The sequence below is a fragment of the Luteimonas sp. 9C genome (genome assembly GCF_902506295.1).
Taxonomy (GTDB): domain Bacteria; phylum Pseudomonadota; class Gammaproteobacteria; order Xanthomonadales; family Xanthomonadaceae; genus Luteimonas.
In genome coordinates this window covers 379,031-394,583 of the sequence record NZ_LR733313.1, presented here as the reverse complement: position 1 = coordinate 394,583, position 15,553 = coordinate 379,031, and the positions used below count along the sequence as shown (strand labels likewise).

Below are 15,553 nucleotides of genomic sequence, written 5' to 3'. Positions count from 1 at the left end.
TGGTGATCCGGTGCGATCTGACGCGCTCACAGCAGGGATGGCGCGCGGCGACGCGGGCAGTCTCGGCAGAGCGCACGGGCGCGGCGCACAGGCGCGCCTGCGGCTAACGTGACAGGCGCTTGCCCATCCGCCCGCGCAGGCCGAGTGTCGTCACCAGCAGGCACGGCAGGAAGGTCAGCGTCACCACGGTGGAGCAGGCGAGCCCTGCGAGCACGATCACGCCTAGGCCGCGATACAGCTCGGTGCCGGCGCCGGGGATCAGCACCAGCGGCGCCAGGCCGAAGATCGTGGTGCATGTGGACATCAGGATCGGACGCAGCCGGATGCGCACCGCGTCGACGACGGCCTGCACCGCGTCAACGCCGTCCTCCTCGATCCGCGCAAATGCTTCCGACACGACGAGGATCGGGTTGTTCACCACCGTGCCCAGCAGCACCAGGAAACCCAGCAGCGTGATCATGTCGAACGGTTGCGAGATCCCGCGCAGGCCCAGCATCCCGAGGACGCCGCCGACGCCGTTGAGCAGCGCCAGCCCGAGGATGCCGCCGGCGATGCCCAGCGGCACCGTCGCCATGACGTACAGCGGCCTGCCCCAGTGACGGAAGATCGCGACCAGCAGCAGGTACGACAGCAGCAGCGCGATCGCGAAATTGCCGGCGACGGCCTCGCGGGTCGCGGTCAGCTGGTCGCTGGCACCGGAGATCTCCATCGACACGTCGGGCGGCAGATCGCCGTCGGCGGCCATCGCCTCCAGCAGGTCGCGGGTGACGGTGGCGACGCCGGTCTCCAGCGCGACCTCGCGTGGTGGCACGATATTGAGCGTCACCGTGCGCCGGCCGTCGAGCCGGCGGATGCTGTCGGTGTTGGCGGTCTCGTTGAAATCGGCGAGCGCCGACACCGGCAGCACGGCGCCCGACGGCGTCGCCACCGGCAGGTCGCGCAGGCGCTCCAGCCGCTGGTCGCTGCCGGCGCTGCTGAACAGGTACACGTCGACCTTGTCGTCGCCGAGGATCAGCTCGTCGACGTAGGCGCCGTCGCTGAGCGCGGCGACCGAGAAGCCGAAGCTGTCAGCGTCGAGTCCGGTCTCCGCCAGCCGGTCCCAACGCGGTTCCAGTTCCACCAGCGGCAGGTCGAGGCTCAGCGAGGTCGGGTCGGAGTTGATGCGCGCACCCTCGAACAGCCCTTGGGCGCGCTCGTAGGCGACGCCCGCGACCGCGTACAGCTCGTCGAGGTCGACGCCGGAGATGTCGACATTGATGCTGCGCGTGCCGCCATCGTTGCTGGAGATGATCGAGCCGCGCGACGAGAACGCACGCATGCCGGGATACGCCTGGAAACGCGCGTCGAGCGCGTCCATCACCGCGTCGATGTCGGCGGGTTCCTTGGGCTCGGTGATGATGCGCAGGCCCTGCGGGTTCACCGACAGGTTGAAGTACGCCAGCGCCGGCATGTCGGTGTCGCCGTCGGCGAACTTCTCCGGCGGCTCGTCGAGGTGCGGCAGCAGACCGTCGCTGATCTCGCGTGCGATGCCTTCCATCTCGGTGAGGTTGTAGCCGGCCGGCGCGATCAGCTGCGAAAACGTCTTCGGCTCCTCGCCTTCGGGCAGGTACTCGGCCGGCGGCGTCAGCAGCCACAGCACGAGTCCGGCCGCGACGACCGTGCCGGCGAGCACCACGGTCCGCCGCGCGGGCGCCGCGGTGAGCGACGAGATCCGCGCCGCCCAGCGGTCGAAGAACGCGGCGCCCGGGACCTCGGCATCGTGGTCCGCGGTCGCCAGCCGTGCGCCCAGCGCCGGCACCACGGTGACCGCGATCAGCATCGAGGCGAAGATGGACGCCGAGATCGCGATCGCGATGTCGGAGTACAGCTGGCCGGCTTCTTCCTCGATCAGCAGGATCGGCGCGAACACCAGGATCGTGGTCAGCGTCGAGGCCAGCACCGCCTTCCACACGCGCTGCACGCCCTCGACCGCGGCCTCGAAGCGCTCCAGCCCGCGTCGCCGCGCCTGGTCGATGCTCTCCAGCACCACGATGGTGTTGTCGACGGTCATGCCGATCGCGAACGCGACGCCGGCCATGGAGATCACGTTGAGCGTGCGCCCGGCCAGCAGCAGGCCGACGAACGCGGCGATGGTGCAGATCGGGATCGCGATGACGCCGGTCAGTGTGGCCCGGCCCGAGCGCAGGAACGCGAACATCACCAGCGTCGCCAGCAGGGCGCCGAGCGCGAGGTTGGTCCAGACGTTGGCCACGGAATCCTCGACGTAGCGCACGTCGTCGCTGGACAGCGTCATTTCCAGCCCCAGCGGCGCCAGCAGCTCGGCGTTGATGCGCTCGACCTCGGGCAGCGCGGCGTATTTGATGTCGATGACGTTGGAGCCCGGCTCGCGCCGGATCGACAGGCTCAGCGCGGGCTGGCCGTTGTTGAACGACAGGTCGCGGCGTTCAAAATGATCGAGCGAGACGGTGCCCACGTCGCGCAGCCGCACCAGCGCGCCGTCGCGCTCGGCGATCACCAACTGGTCGACGGCGTCGACCTCGGTGAAGCGGCCCACCGTGCGCACCAGGTAGCGGCGCTTGCCGGCATCGAGGTCGCCGGCGGAGCTGTCGACGTTGCGCAGCCGCATCGCGTCGCGCACGTCGGCCATCGACAGGCCGCGCGCCGCGAGCCGCGCGGGGTCGAGTTCGATGCGCACCTGGCGCTCGCTGCCGCCGCCGACCTCGACCAGCGCCACGCCGTCGACGCGTTCCATCCGCGGGCGGACGTAGTCCTCGACGTAGTCGCGCATCATGTCGAGGTCGAGGTCGAGCGCGCTGTCGGCGCTGCGGCCGATGCGGAAGTACATGAAGGCGTTGTCGGAGAACGAGCTGGTGGTCAACGCCGGGTCGTCGACGTTTTCCGGATAGCCCGAGACCTGGCTGAGCGCGTTGTTGGTGCGCACCAGCGCTTCGTTGATGTCGACCCCGAACGGGAACTCGAGTTCGATCGTCGCGCGTCCGGTCGTGGCCGTGGACACCATGCGTGCGAGGTTGGGCAGCGTGCGCAGCACCTGCTCCTGCTCGATCACGATCTCCTTCTCGACGTCCTGCGGCGTCGCGCCGGCCCAGCGGGTGTCGACCGAGATCGTGCGCACCTCGAGGTCGGGGATCATCTGCACCGGCACGCGCAGCGCCGAGGCGATGCCCATCACGCAGACGATCAGCACCGCGACCGTGATCAGCGTGCCCTGGCGCAGGACCGGCGCGAACCCCACCGGTCAGCGCTCCGGCGCCACGCGCACCGGCTGGCCGTCGACCAGCGCCTCGTTGCCGCGGACCACCACGCGCTCGCCCGGGGAGAGGCCTTCGCTGATCGCGACCTCGTCGCCCTGGTCGCGCAGGACGCGCACCGTGCGCTGACGGGCGACCAGCGTGTCGGGCGTGACTGGCGGTGCTGTGTCGGCGGCATCGCCATCGCCATTGCCGCTCCGCGATGGCTGCGCGTCCGCCGTCGTCTCGTCGTCATCCGGCGTGTCCGTCGTCGCACCGCCGGCGCGGGCGCCGGCCGCCTCGACCACGAACAGGCTGTAGCTGCCGTCGGGCTGGCGCAGCAACGCGTCGCGCGACACCGCCAGCGCGGGTTCGCGCGCCGGCAGCGCGATCTCCGCGCGCGCCGAGGTGCCCGGCAGCAGCCGGTCCTGCGGATCGTCGACCAGTAGCCGCAGCAGGAACGTGCGGGCGCCGGCGTCGGTGACCGGCACGCGCGCGCCGATCGTTGCGCGCAACGGCTCGCCACCCAGCGCATCGGCGTGCACCTGCACGTCCGCGTCGTCGCCGAGATCGGTGTAGCGCTCCTGCGGCACCTGCACATCCAGGCGCACCCGGTCGGTCGCCACCAGCGACAGGACGGGCGTGCCGCGCTGCACCCATTCGCCGGCTTCGGCCAGCTTCTCGGCGACCACGCCGTCGAACGGGGCGGGCAGGACGTGGCGTTCGACCAGTTCGGCCTGCTCGCGTTCGCTGGCGCGTGCGGAATCCAGCGCGGCCCGCGCCAGCCGCAGCTCGGACTCGCGCGCATCGATCTGGCTGGCCGCGATGAACTGGCCTTCGCCCAGCCGTTTCGCCTCGGTGAACAGGCGTTCGGCCTCCTGCGCGGCGGCGGCGGCCTCGGCGGCCTGCGCGCGGACGCGCGCCAGCGCCTGACGGCCCACGGCCGGGTCGAGTTCGACCAGCGCCTGGCCGGCGGTCACGCGGTCGCCCGCATCGACATGGACACGTGCCACCAGTCCGTCGACGCGCGGGGAGAGGCGGGCATCGCGTTCCGCGGTAAGCGTGCCGGTCAGGGAAAAGCGTTCACCGAACGTTGCGGGTTGCGCCACGGCCACGGAGACCTGGGCCGCTGCGTCATCGTCGGATGCGTCGTCGGCACCGGTGTCGCAGGCGGTGAGCAGCAGGAAGGCGGCGGAGAGAATCCCGGTTCTGGCAGTCATGACATCCTGATCGTGGCGGTCGGGCGCGTTACACGAGGTCCGCCTTCACCATACGTGGAGAGGCGGCGTCCGGATCCCCGGCGCGCGCTGCGCCCCTGGCCCTGCAGCGTGAATGCGCCGCGTTGGACAGGCCGGCAATGTGGCGTGCGAGCGCCGTGCGTCCGCCGGCGTCGCCATCCGCCGACGGAGCGCATGCGGCGTGAACGCCACGCCCGCGCGGGCGTCTCAAGCCAGCAGGCGCGCCCGCAGGACGGCGTCGTCGACCGGCAACCTCTCGGATTCGGCCGGTCGCGCCAGGCAGGCCGCCAGTGCATCCGGCAACGGGATCGCGTGGCCGACCAGGGGCTCGACGATCGACTCGAACTTCGCCGCGTGCGCGGTCGCGACGATCGCCCAGTCGTCCGTGTCGCCTGCGGCGCGGCGGGTGTCGAGCACGTGCAACGCAGTGGCGGTGTGGGGGCAGGCGACGATGCCGTGACGAACAGGCGCCGCTGCAATCGTGTCGCGGATCGTCGCATCGTCGATGGTGGTGGCCTGCACCGCGGCGCGCAACGCGGCATCGTCGTCGAACCAGTGGCGCAGGCGCTCGATATTGCTCGGCGCCCCTACATCCATCGCGTTCGCCAGCGTGGCGCGCGTCGCCTGCGGTGCGTAGTCCGCGCCGGCGAGGAAACGCGTCAGGGTGTCGTTGGCATTGCAGGCCAGATGCAGGTCGCCGAGTGGCGCGCCCATGCGTCTGGCGACAAGCGCCGCGCAGGCGTTGCCGAGGTTGCCGGTCGGCACGATCACATTGAGTCGCCGGCCGGTCGCCGCGTGGTGCCGCGCGGCGGCATGCGCGTAGTACGCCGCCTGCGGCAGCAGTCGTCCGAGACTGATGCTGTTGGCCGAGCCCAACGGCCGCGCCGCACGCAGGGACGCATCGGACAACGCCTGCTTGGCGAGGCGCTGGCAGTCGTCGAAGGTTCCCGTGACGCGGAAGGCGCGCACGTTGTCGCCCCAGCATTCGAGACCGTGTGCCTGCAGCGGCGACACCTTGCCGTCCGGGTACAGGATCACGACGCGGAAGCCCGGTCGCCGATGGAAGGCGGCGGCGACCGCGGCGCCGGTGTCGCCCGAGGTCGCGACGAGGATGGTCGTATCCGGCGCATCCGGTGCGCGCAGTGCGCCGAGGGCACCGGCCAGGAAGCGCGCGGCGTAATCCTTGAACGCGGCGGTGGGGCCATGGAACAGCTCGAGCACGTGGTCGCCGGCGCCGCGCAAGGGGCGCAGGGGCGCGTCGAACGCGAACGCCTCGTCGCACAGCGCGGGCAGTTGCGCACGCAGCGCGGAGTCGGCGAGATACGGTGCAAGTACCGCATGGGCGGTGTCTGCCAGGGTGGCGCGCGGCGTCACCAGATCGACCTGCGGCAGGTCGACCGGCACGTACAGCCCCCCGTCGGGCGCGAGACCCGCGACCAGCGCCGCGTCGAAGGCGGTGGGCGGCACGCCGCCCCGGGTGCTGACGAACTTCATGCGACCGCGCCGGGCGCGACCGCGTCGATGACGTCGGCGCGGGGGCCTGCGACCGGCGACACGTAGGCCTGCGCCTCGATGCCGGCCGCAGTGAAGCCGGCACGCATCGCTGGCGCCGCCCGTTCGGCGGCCGCGCGCGATGCAAACCAGGCGAACACGCTGGGGCCGCCGCCGGAAATGCTGGCGCCGATCGCGTCGTGGGCAAGCGCGGCAGCCTTGACGGCTTCGAAGCCGGGAATCAGGGGGGCGCGTCGCGGCTCGACCAGTACGTCGTGCAGGCCGGCGCGGATCAGGTCGCGATCGCCGCGCTGCAGGCCGGTGAGGAACAGGGCGAGATGGGTGCTGTGGGTCACCACGTCGTGCAAGGCATACGGGTTCGCCAGCACGGCGCGCGAGCGGCGCGTTTCCAGTATCTGGTCCGGATGCACGACGACCGCATGCAGCCAGTCGGGCACGTCGAGCGCGATGAGCCGATCGGCGGTCGACAGCGTCACGCCGCCGAGCAGCATCGGCGCGACGTTGTCACCATGGCGACTGCCGCTGGCGACCGCTTCGCCGTCGAGCGCGAAGGGATACAGCGCCTCGCGCGGCAACGGCGCATCGAGCAGTGCATTGGCCGCGACCAGCGCCGCGACGCAGGACGCAGCCGAGCCCCCCAGCCCCGAACCGAGCGGTATGCCCTTCTCCAGCGTCAGCGCGAAGCCGAACGGCAGCGACAACGCCGCGCGCAACGACTGCAATGCGCGACCCGCGGTGTTGTCGTCCGCGGTCAGCGGCAACCGGTCCGCGCCCGCGACCGCGCCGCCGATCGACTCGATACGTACCTCGGGCGTCTCGATGCGGCTGACGTGGGCGATATCGCGCGGCCCGTCGATGACGTGGCCGAGGATGTCGAACCCGACGCCGATGTTGCCGACGCTCGCAGGCGCGAATGCGCGAGCGGATGGCAGACGACCACTCATGCGTGACGCCAGCCGGTGCGCGCACCGAGTGCGTGGGCGATCGCCAGCACGTCGCCGAACACGCCGGCGGCGGTGACCTGCGGGCCGGCGCCGGGGCCCTGCACGACCAGCGGATTCTCGGCGTAGCGGGCCGTGGTGAACTGGACGAGGTTGTCGGTGAGGCGTGTATGCATGCAAGCATGATCGGCGGGAAGTGCGCGCACGCCAACACTGGCGTCGCTGCCGGCACCGAGCCTTGCGATATGGCGCAGCCCGCACCCGTCGGCGCGCGCGGCGTCCAGTCGGGCCTGCATCGGCGCATCGAGCTCGGACAGGCGCGCGAGGAACACGTCGAGCGGCACCTCGCGCAGCGCTTCGGGCACCAGACTTTCGACGTCGACATCCGCCAGCGACAGCGGCCGGCCGGCTTCACGGGCGAGGATCACCAGTTTGCGGGCGACGTCGAGCCCCGACAGGTCGTCGCGCGGATCGGGCTCGGTGTAGCCGAGCGCGCGCGCTTCGCGCACGAGTTCGGAGAACGGCCGGCTGCCGTCGAAGCTGTTGAACAGCCACGCCAGCGTGCCCGACAGCATGCCGTCAATCGCATGCAGTGTGTCGCCGGTATCGAGCAGATTGCGCAGCGTCACGATCACCGGCAGGCCGGCGCCGACCGTGGCTTCGTAGAGGAACCGGCTGTGACCCGAGGCGCGCGCCTCGGCGATCCGTGCATAGCGCTGCCAGTCGCCGCTGCCGGCGTGCTTGTTCGGGGTGACGACGTGGATGCCGGCGGCGAGCCAGTCCGCGTATCTCGCCGCGACCGCGTCGCTGGCACTGCAGTCGACGATCATCGCGTGCGGCAGATGGTCGGCGCGGACGTGGGCGGCGAAGGCGTCGAGATCGCAGGCATCGGCCTCGTCGTCGAGCAACGCACCTGCGGCCTCCGGATCGAGCGCGGCGTCGCTCAGGTGCATGCGCCGGCTGCTGGCGACCGCGCGCAGGCGCAGATCGACACCAGCGCGTGCACGCAGCGCCGGGATCACCTCTGCCAGTTGCGTCAGCAGCGCGCGGCCGACGTTGCCGGGGCCGATGACGCCCACCGACACCGTCTGCGGTGACAGCCAGAACGCGGCGTGCGCGGCCCGCAGGGCGCGGGTGGCGTCTTCCTGCGCGATCGCGACGGAGATGTTGCGCTCGCTCGCGCCCTGGGCGATCGCGCGGATGTTCACCCGGGCCTGCGCCAGGCCGTCGAGCAGGCGCGCCGCGACGCCCTGGGTGCCGACCATGCCGTCGCCGACCGCCGCGAGCACGCACAGATCCCGGGTCACCGCGACGCCCTGCGCCTGGCCTTCGGCGATCGCATCGGCGAAGGCTGCGGTGATCGCGTCGTGTCCGCGCGTCGCCTGCCCGGCGCGCACCACGCAGCAGATCGAGTGCTCGGACGAGCCCTGCGAGATCATCGTCACCGACACGCCGGCGCCGTGCAGCGCGGCGAACATGCGCTCGGCCATGCCGGGCACGCCGACCAGGCCATTGCCGACGAGTTCGAGCACCGCGACGTCGCGCACCAGGCTCAGGCCCTTGACCGGTGACGCCGCGGGCGCTGTGTCCATCGCGATCAGCGTGCCGGGTGCGGCCGGGTTGCGACTGTTGCGGATGCGCACCGGCGTGCCGCGCGCCTGCACCGGCGCCAGCGTCTGCGGATGCAGCACGTCGGCCCCGAAATAGGCGAGTTCGCAGGCCTCGGCATACGACATCGACGCCAGGCAGACGGCGTCGGGCACGAGGCGCGGATCCGCGGACAGCACGCCGTCGACGTCGGTCCAGATCGTCAGGGCATCGGCGTCGAACAGCTGGGCGAAGATCGCCGCGGAATAGTCGCTGCCGTTGCGACCCAGCGTGGTGTCGTGGCCGTCTGCGTCGCGTGCGACGAAGCCGGTGATCACGACATCGCGTGCGCCGTGGGCGAGGCGCCAACTGGCGAGCCGCGCGCGGCTGGCATCCCAGTCGACGACGGCGCCCATTTCGGCGGCGTGGACCACCAGCACCTCGCGCGCGTCGAGACGGCGCCAGTCCGGGCCGAGCGCGGCCTGGACGAGCCGCGACGACAGCTGTTCGCCGCAGCCGTGGATGCGCGCGAGGCGCGCGTCATGCGCGTGCGGATCGACACCGGAGGCGTGGTCCCGCAGATCGCGCGCCAGCGCAGCGAACTCCGCCTCGAGCGCGACGTGCAGCGGTCCACCCGCTTCCGGTTCGAACGCATCCGCTGTCTCGAGGTGGCGCTGGCGCAGCGCGTCCCAGCCGGGCTTCCAGTCTTCGCCGGCAGCGGCCGCATCGCCGAGTGCGACCAGCGCGTTGGTGGTGCCGGCCATGGCCGAGACCACGACCGGTCGCAGGCGTGCATCGGCAGGCACGAGGGCGGCGAGCCGGTCGATGTGCGCGGCATCGGCCAGGCTGCTGCCGCCGAACTTGTGCACGTGGCAGGCGAGCGCGGGCGATGCCGGGGAGACGGGTGAAGCGAGCGGCGCAACGGCGGACATCGGAGAACTCCTCATGGAGCTCCGCAGCCGGCAGGGTCGGGACGTGGCGTCCGCACCCCGGGTCGGGATGCGGAGCGGGCGGTCAGATCAACTGGCGGCGCGCGTCCACATCCCGTGGCCGGTGGTACCGGTGCCGGTCAGGGTGCCGCGCGTGGTAATGGACGCTGCGCCAGCGCGCGCGCCGAGGGTCGCCGGAGCGACGATCGGGCGGAGAGTGCGATGGTTGTTGCGCTGCGTCATTGAGGCAGGGAATCACGGCGTCGCGCGGGGTGTCAACGGTTTTCGCGGTAACGATCCGGCAGCGCGGGCGGGGCGCTGCATGCATGACCGGTCGCGGCGCGGCGCGCGGAGTTGGGCGCGCGCGCGCTTCATGCTCTAATCCGCGCCGAAGCGGGGGTACCGGCATGAGCCGGTTGAGACAGTCCCTTCGAACCTGATCCGGTTGATACCGGCGTAGGGAAGCTTCGCAGAACCTGCCGCAGCACCGTCGTCCGCATTGCATGCGGCGTGGTCGCGTCGGGTCCGCGCCGCCGCTTCGTCCGCGAGAAGGGGAACCCGCTTCGGGTGCCCGTCGCCACCACAGGACGAATGCAATGAATGCCGTGCCCTCCACGCTGCTGCAGCAGACCGACCAGCTCTCCGGATCGGTGACGCGTCCGATCCCGGGCTCGCGCAAGATCCATGTCGAGGGCTCTCGCCCGGACCTGCGCGTGGCGATGCGCGAGATCGTGCAGACGCGCACGCCCACGCTGTTCGGCGGTGAGGAGAATCCACCGGTGACGGTCTACGACCCTTCGGGTCCGTACACCGATCCGGACGTCATGATCGATCTCGCCGCGGGCCTGGCGCCGCTGCGCGCGCGCTGGATCGAGGAACGCGGCGATACCGAAGCGCTGCCGGCATTGAGTTCGGCATTCGGCCGCGGCCGCGAACACGACCCGAAGCTCGCGCACGTGCGCTTTCCGTCGCGCACGCTGCCGCGCGTGGCGAAGGCCGGCGCCAACGTGACCCAGATGCATTACGCGCGCCGCGGCATCGTCACGCCGGAGATGGAATACGTCGCGATCCGCGAGAACCAGCGCCTCGAACTCGTGCGCGATGCGCTGCTGCGCCAGCAGCATCCGGGCGAGGCCTTCGGCGCCAACATCCAGCAGGTGATCACACCGGAATTCGTGCGCGACGAGATCGCCCGCGGCCGCGCGATCCTGCCCAACAACATCAACCATCCGGAAAGCGAGCCGATGATCATCGGCCGCAACTTCCTGACCAAGATCAACGCCAACATCGGCAACAGCGCCGTGTCGTCGGGCATCGCCGAGGAAGTGGAAAAGCTGGTGTGGTCGATCCGCTGGGGCGGCGACACGGTGATGGATCTCTCGACCGGCAAGCACATCCATGAAACGCGCGAGTGGATCATCCGCAACTCGCCGGTGCCGATCGGCACGGTGCCGATCTACCAGGCGCTGGAGAAGGTCGACGGCCGCGCCGAGGAACTGACCTGGGAGATCTTCCGCGACACGCTGATCGAGCAGGCCGAGCAGGGCGTCGACTACTTCACCATCCACGCAGGCGTGCTGCTGCGATACGTGCCGCTGACCGCGAAGCGGGTGACCGGCATCGTCTCGCGCGGCGGCTCGATCATGGCCAAGTGGTGTCTGGCGCATCATCGCGAGAGCTTCCTCTACACGCACTTCGAGGACATCTGCGACATCATGAAAGCCTACGACGTGGCCTTCTCGCTCGGCGACGGGCTGCGCCCGGGCTGCATCGCCGACGCCAATGACGCTGCGCAGTTCGGCGAGCTGGAGACGCTGGGCGAGCTGACCAAGATCGCGTGGAAGCACGACATCCAGACCATGATCGAAGGCCCCGGCCACGTGCCGATGCAGCTGATCAAGGAGAACATGGACAAGCAGCTGCGCGAGTGCGGCGAAGCGCCGTTCTACACGCTCGGGCCACTGACCACCGACATCGCCCCGGGCTACGACCACATCACCAGCGCGATCGGCGCGGCGATGATCGGCTGGTACGGCTGCGCGATGCTCTGCTACGTCACGCCGAAGGAGCATCTCGGCCTGCCGAACCGCGAGGACGTGCGCGACGGGATCATGGCCTACAAGATCGCCGCGCACGCGGCCGATCTCGCCAAGGGCCATCCGGGCGCGCAGGTGCGTGACAACGCGCTCAGCAAGGCACGCTTCGAGTTCCGTTGGCAGGACCAGTTCCATCTCGGCCTGGACCCGGAAAAGGCCGAGGCCTTCCACGACGAGACCCTGCCCAAGGACGCGCACAAGGCCGCGCATTTCTGCTCGATGTGCGGCCCGCACTTCTGCTCGATGAAGATCACCCAGGACGTACGCGACTATGCGGCCGAGCATGGCGTCGGGGCCGAGGACGCGCTGACGGCGGGCATGGCGGAAAAGTCGCTCGAGTTCCGGGCACAGGGCGCGGAGGTCTACCGGCCGGAATGAGGGTGCCGGCCGCCGGATGAACCGTTGCGCGGGCCGTCGCATCCGCGCGACGCTGGGCCGCGTATGTTCAGTATCGGTATCGGGACAGCGCGTCACGATCCGCCAGACAACAGGGAGATCCGACATGAACACTTCGACGTCCCGCGTCGCCGCCTGGCTCGTGGCGCTGTGCGGCATCGCACTGCTCGCCGGCTGTGCCACGGGACCGCGCATCACGACCGAGGCCGATCCGCGCGCGGACTTCTCGGCCTACCGCACCTGGTCCTTCTACACGCCGCTGGCGATCGAGAAGGAGGGCTACGAAACCCAGAGCAGCGAGATCGCCAAGGCGGCCGTACGCGCCGAGATGGAGCGCCGTGGCTACCGCTACGCCGAAACCAATCCCGACCTGTGGGTCAACATCAACGCTTACATGGAACGTCGTACCGACGTCAGCAGCTATCCGACCGTCGACTATGCGTACTACTACAGCTACCGCGCCCGCGGCTACTTCGCGGTGCCGTACTGGAACGAGCGCACCAGCGTCTATCGCTACACCGAGGGCACGATGAATGTGGATCTCGTGGATGCGCGGCAGAAGCGGCTGGTGTGGGAAGGCATTGCAGTGGGGCGCGTGTCCAACCTGAAGCCGGAGCAGCGGGCGCAGCGGATCAACTCGACGATCGCGGAAATCTTCGCGAACTATCCGCACCAGGCAGGCGCACGCGCGCAGGCGATGTGATTCCGAACTGCGAAGCGATGATCAGAAACGGGCCGAAAGGCCCGTTTTTTTTGGCCTTGGACAAGCGGCCGGGACTCGGCCGTCGGCTTGGCCGGTCACGCAGCAGGGTCTTGCCCGGCCGTATGCGGATATCGCACGCAGGATCCCGCAATGTTTCGAAAACATCGTGCGTACCGGACAGGTGCTCTGTCTGCCAGTTCAGCGTTCGCCGAACGCGCGCGCGCGCCTGAGTCGCGGGGATGAAACGCAGACCTGTGGTTGGGCCGCACTCCGCCCGAACGCAAGCGCTCTGTCACACAAGCGTCTTATCCTCTCGCGACGCTCGAACCTGAACAGCTATGGAGCGTTTGGGGTCCCGGCTGATGGCCATGACCTGTGTCACGCGCGCTGTGCTGAGTTCGGCGTCAGGCTGCGCTTCATTCAGCCGGTCTTGGCTAATCTCCCCCGCCTGTCTTTAGGTGCCCCGATGCCAGATTCCTCCCTCTCCGACGCGCCGACGCCGATGCGTCTCCGCGTGGGCGACGGGACGGTCGATCTCGCCACGCGCGAGATCCTGATGCCCGGGGCGCGTGGTCCTCGCCGTGTCACGCCCAAGGCGATCGGCGTGCTCAGGATGCTGGCACGTGCGCCAGGGGCGGTGGTCGGACGCACCGAATTGCTCGCCGAGGTCTGGCCCGACACCCTGCCGACCGACGACGTGCTCACGCAGGCGATCACCCAGCTGCGCAAGGCCTTCGGCGCGGGCAGCGTCGGCGCCGAGGAAGGCAAGCGCTACATCGAGACGATCGCCAAGGGCGGCTACCGTCTGAACGTGCCGGTCGAGGTGCTGGCATCCGGGCCCGCCCCGATGCCGCAGCCCACCGGTGGCTTGACGACCGATCCCGCATTCGCGGCAACGCCGTTGACGCCGATCGCGTCGCAGGTCGATGCCCGCCCGCGCAGCGTCGTATTGCAGCGTGGACTCTGGCTGCTTGCGACGGCAGTGCTGGCGCTCGTATCCCTGGTCGTGGGTGGACTCTGGGCGACATTCGAATCGGCGGGCGGTTCGGAGCCGGCCATGGCGATCGCACCGGGCCCTGCGCCGGTGAGCCGGCCGTACCGTCTGATCACCAGTGCGACCGGCTTCGCGCTGTCGCCGTCGCTGTCGCCGGATGCCTCCATGGTGGCGTACTCCGCATCGGGCCGGGGCGGCGCCGCGCAGCAGTCGGCGATCCTGGTCCAGACCACGTCGAGCGCCGCGCCCCGCGCCTTGTCCCGGCCTCCGCAGGGCGCCCTCGACGACCTGCCGGCGTGGTCGCCGGATGGCCGCGAGATCGCGTTTGCCCGCTGGGAAGTCGACGGCGCCTGCCGCGTGCTGCTGGTATCGGCCAATGGCGTCGGCGACGAGCGTGAGATCGCGCGGTGCGACGGCAGCGATCTCCTGAGCTTCGACTGGCTGCCCGACGGTAGCGGTCTGCTGTTCGGCACCATGACGGGCGAGGGCGACCGGACGCGCCTGCGGATCCTCGATCCGGTGGGCGGGCGCTGGCGGAACATCGATTACGCAGGCGCGCCCGGCGATATCGACTACGCGCCGCAGGTCTCACCCGACGGGCGCTGGATCGGCTTCATCCGGAATCCGCAGATGGGCGACCTGTGGCGGGTGTCGGTCGCCGGCGGTGTGCCGCAGCAGGTGACCCATCTCAATGCCGAAATGCGCGGCTGGTCGTGGGCGCCCGACAGTCGGTCGATGGTGTTCGGATTGCGCGTCGACAGCGAGGCGCGGCTGTACCGCGCCGATGTCGACAGCGGCACGGTCGTCGACCTGGGCATCGAGGATGCGCAGACGCCCTCGGTGTCCGCACGCACCGGGATGATGGCGTTCGTGCATCGCCGCCCGCAGTTCGGCATCTATCGCGTGGACTGGTCCAGCGGCGACTGGGAGCGCCTGTTCATGTCGTCGGGGCGCGATTCGCAGCCGACGCTCGCCCCGGACGGTGCGCAGATGGTGTTCACATCCGATCGCGCCGGGCGTTTCGAACTGTGGTGGGGACGGCTCGGTGCGCCCGACTCGCTACGACCGATCGAGGGCGTACGGCCGGACACCCGGCAGGCACCCGCCTGGTCGCCCGATGCACGCCGCTTCCTGGTGACCGCGCTGGATGCCGCCAACGAACCCATGATCCTCGAGGTCGAGCCCGCGAGCGGTCGCACCGAACGGCTGGCTGTGCCGGGTCTCCGGCCCGCGCAGGCCGTCTATGGGCCGCCTGGCATTCTTTACCTGGTGGAGGAGGACCGCGCCACCGGCGGGACCTCGCTCGTCGCCTACGATCGTGCGACCTGGCAGGCCAAAGGCCGTATCGAAGATGTTTCGCAGGTCCGGTACGACCCGGTGCGTGATCGCGTGCTTTACACCCGGCTCGATGCCAACGGTTTGTGGGATGCGGCACCGTCCCTGGACAGCGCCAGCATCATCCGCTTGAGCGAAGCGGTGCCGTCCCGATGGCGTTACCGCAGCTGGTCCCTCGCCGCCAATGGTCGCCTTGCCTATCTCGATGCCACGCCGGCCTGCTGGACCAGGCTGTCCCGCTACCAGATTGAGAATAGTGCGCTGGTCGAAAGCGGCGTCGAGTGCGTTGATCCGCTCACGCGCAGTACGACGAACGGGTTCTCGGTCGGCGGAACCTATTCCTACGTGTCGCTCGCTTCGGACGACGGCAGTGGCATCGGGTTCATGCCGATGCCGGCCTCACCTGCCGCGCACGACGGAATCGTCAAGTGGTTGATATCCCTTAGAAAAAAGTTTTCGTAAAATCTTCGGAACTCTATTCGCCACGATTTCGGCAAACTCTACGACCGACTTCGGGTAATGCCGGGCCAGACCCGGCACAACAGTCGCCTTCTTGTATTCAAGCGGGTGGCGG

8 protein-coding genes and 1 riboswitch are annotated in these 15,553 nt (G+C 70.0%); of the genes, 3 read left to right on the top strand and 5 right to left on the bottom strand.

Features of this window, described 5'->3' with window-relative positions; genetic code table 11:
- Nucleotides 1–103 precede the first annotated feature (103 nt).
- The 5 genes from CURTO8I2_RS14835 to thrA form a co-directional block, all read right to left on the bottom strand.
- Nucleotides 104–3,253, bottom strand: a complete 3,150-nt coding sequence (locus CURTO8I2_RS14835; RefSeq protein ID WP_159682011.1) for an efflux RND transporter permease subunit — start codon at nt 3,251–3,253, stop codon at nt 104–106.
- Between the two features lie 3 nt (nt 3,254–3,256).
- The gene (locus CURTO8I2_RS14830) at nt 3,257–4,468 is read right to left on the bottom strand and encodes an efflux RND transporter periplasmic adaptor subunit (protein ID WP_159682010.1); all 1,212 of its coding nucleotides are present in this window, start codon (nt 4,466–4,468) and stop codon (nt 3,257–3,259) included.
- 225 nt (nt 4,469–4,693) lie between these two features.
- Nucleotides 4,694–5,980, bottom strand: a complete 1,287-nt coding sequence (gene thrC / locus CURTO8I2_RS14825) for a threonine synthase (RefSeq protein ID WP_159682009.1) — start codon at nt 5,978–5,980, stop codon at nt 4,694–4,696.
- On the bottom strand, nt 5,977–6,942 hold the full coding sequence (locus CURTO8I2_RS14820) for a homoserine kinase (protein ID WP_159682008.1): 966 nt from the start codon (nt 6,940–6,942) through the stop codon (nt 5,977–5,979). The genes thrC and CURTO8I2_RS14820 overlap by 4 nt, the downstream gene beginning before the upstream one ends.
- On the bottom strand, nt 6,939–9,458 hold the full coding sequence (thrA, locus tag CURTO8I2_RS14815; RefSeq protein WP_159682007.1) for a bifunctional aspartate kinase/homoserine dehydrogenase I: 2,520 nt from the start codon (nt 9,456–9,458) through the stop codon (nt 6,939–6,941). The genes CURTO8I2_RS14820 and thrA overlap by 4 nt, the downstream gene beginning before the upstream one ends.
- 382 nt (nt 9,459–9,840) lie before the next feature.
- Nucleotides 9,841–9,936: riboswitch (TPP riboswitch) on the top strand.
- A 115-nt stretch (nt 9,937–10,051) separates the two neighbouring features.
- Here thrA and thiC point away from each other — a divergent pair.
- The 3 genes from thiC to CURTO8I2_RS14800 all read left to right on the top strand — a co-directional run bounded on the left by thiC (nt 10,052) and on the right by CURTO8I2_RS14800 (nt 15,441).
- The gene (thiC, locus tag CURTO8I2_RS14810) at nt 10,052–11,929 is read left to right on the top strand and encodes a phosphomethylpyrimidine synthase ThiC (protein WP_159682006.1); all 1,878 of its coding nucleotides are present in this window, start codon (nt 10,052–10,054) and stop codon (nt 11,927–11,929) included.
- A 124-nt stretch (nt 11,930–12,053) separates the two neighbouring features.
- Nucleotides 12,054–12,650, top strand: a complete 597-nt coding sequence (locus CURTO8I2_RS14805; protein ID WP_159682005.1) for a DUF4136 domain-containing protein — start codon at nt 12,054–12,056, stop codon at nt 12,648–12,650.
- A 166-nt stretch (nt 12,651–12,816) separates the two neighbouring features.
- Nucleotides 12,817–15,441, top strand: a complete 2,625-nt coding sequence (locus CURTO8I2_RS14800; RefSeq protein WP_236551177.1) for a winged helix-turn-helix domain-containing protein — start codon at nt 12,817–12,819, stop codon at nt 15,439–15,441.
- The last annotated feature ends 112 nt before the right edge of the window (nt 15,442–15,553 follow it).

Coding starts and splice junctions, on each gene's coding strand:
- CURTO8I2_RS14830 (WP_159682010.1), bottom strand. CDS start 4,468: ATGACTGCCAGAACCGGGATTCTCTCCGCCGCCTTCCTGCTGCTCACC.
- thrC (WP_159682009.1), bottom strand. CDS start 5,980: ATGAAGTTCGTCAGCACCCGGGGCGGCGTGCCGCCCACCGCCTTCGAC.
- CURTO8I2_RS14820 (WP_159682008.1), bottom strand. CDS start 6,942: ATGAGTGGTCGTCTGCCATCCGCTCGCGCATTCGCGCCTGCGAGCGTC.
- thrA (WP_159682007.1), bottom strand. CDS start 9,458: ATGTCCGCCGTTGCGCCGCTCGCTTCACCCGTCTCCCCGGCATCGCCC.
- thiC (WP_159682006.1), top strand. CDS start 10,052: ATGAATGCCGTGCCCTCCACGCTGCTGCAGCAGACCGACCAGCTCTCC.
- CURTO8I2_RS14805 (WP_159682005.1), top strand. CDS start 12,054: ATGAACACTTCGACGTCCCGCGTCGCCGCCTGGCTCGTGGCGCTGTGC.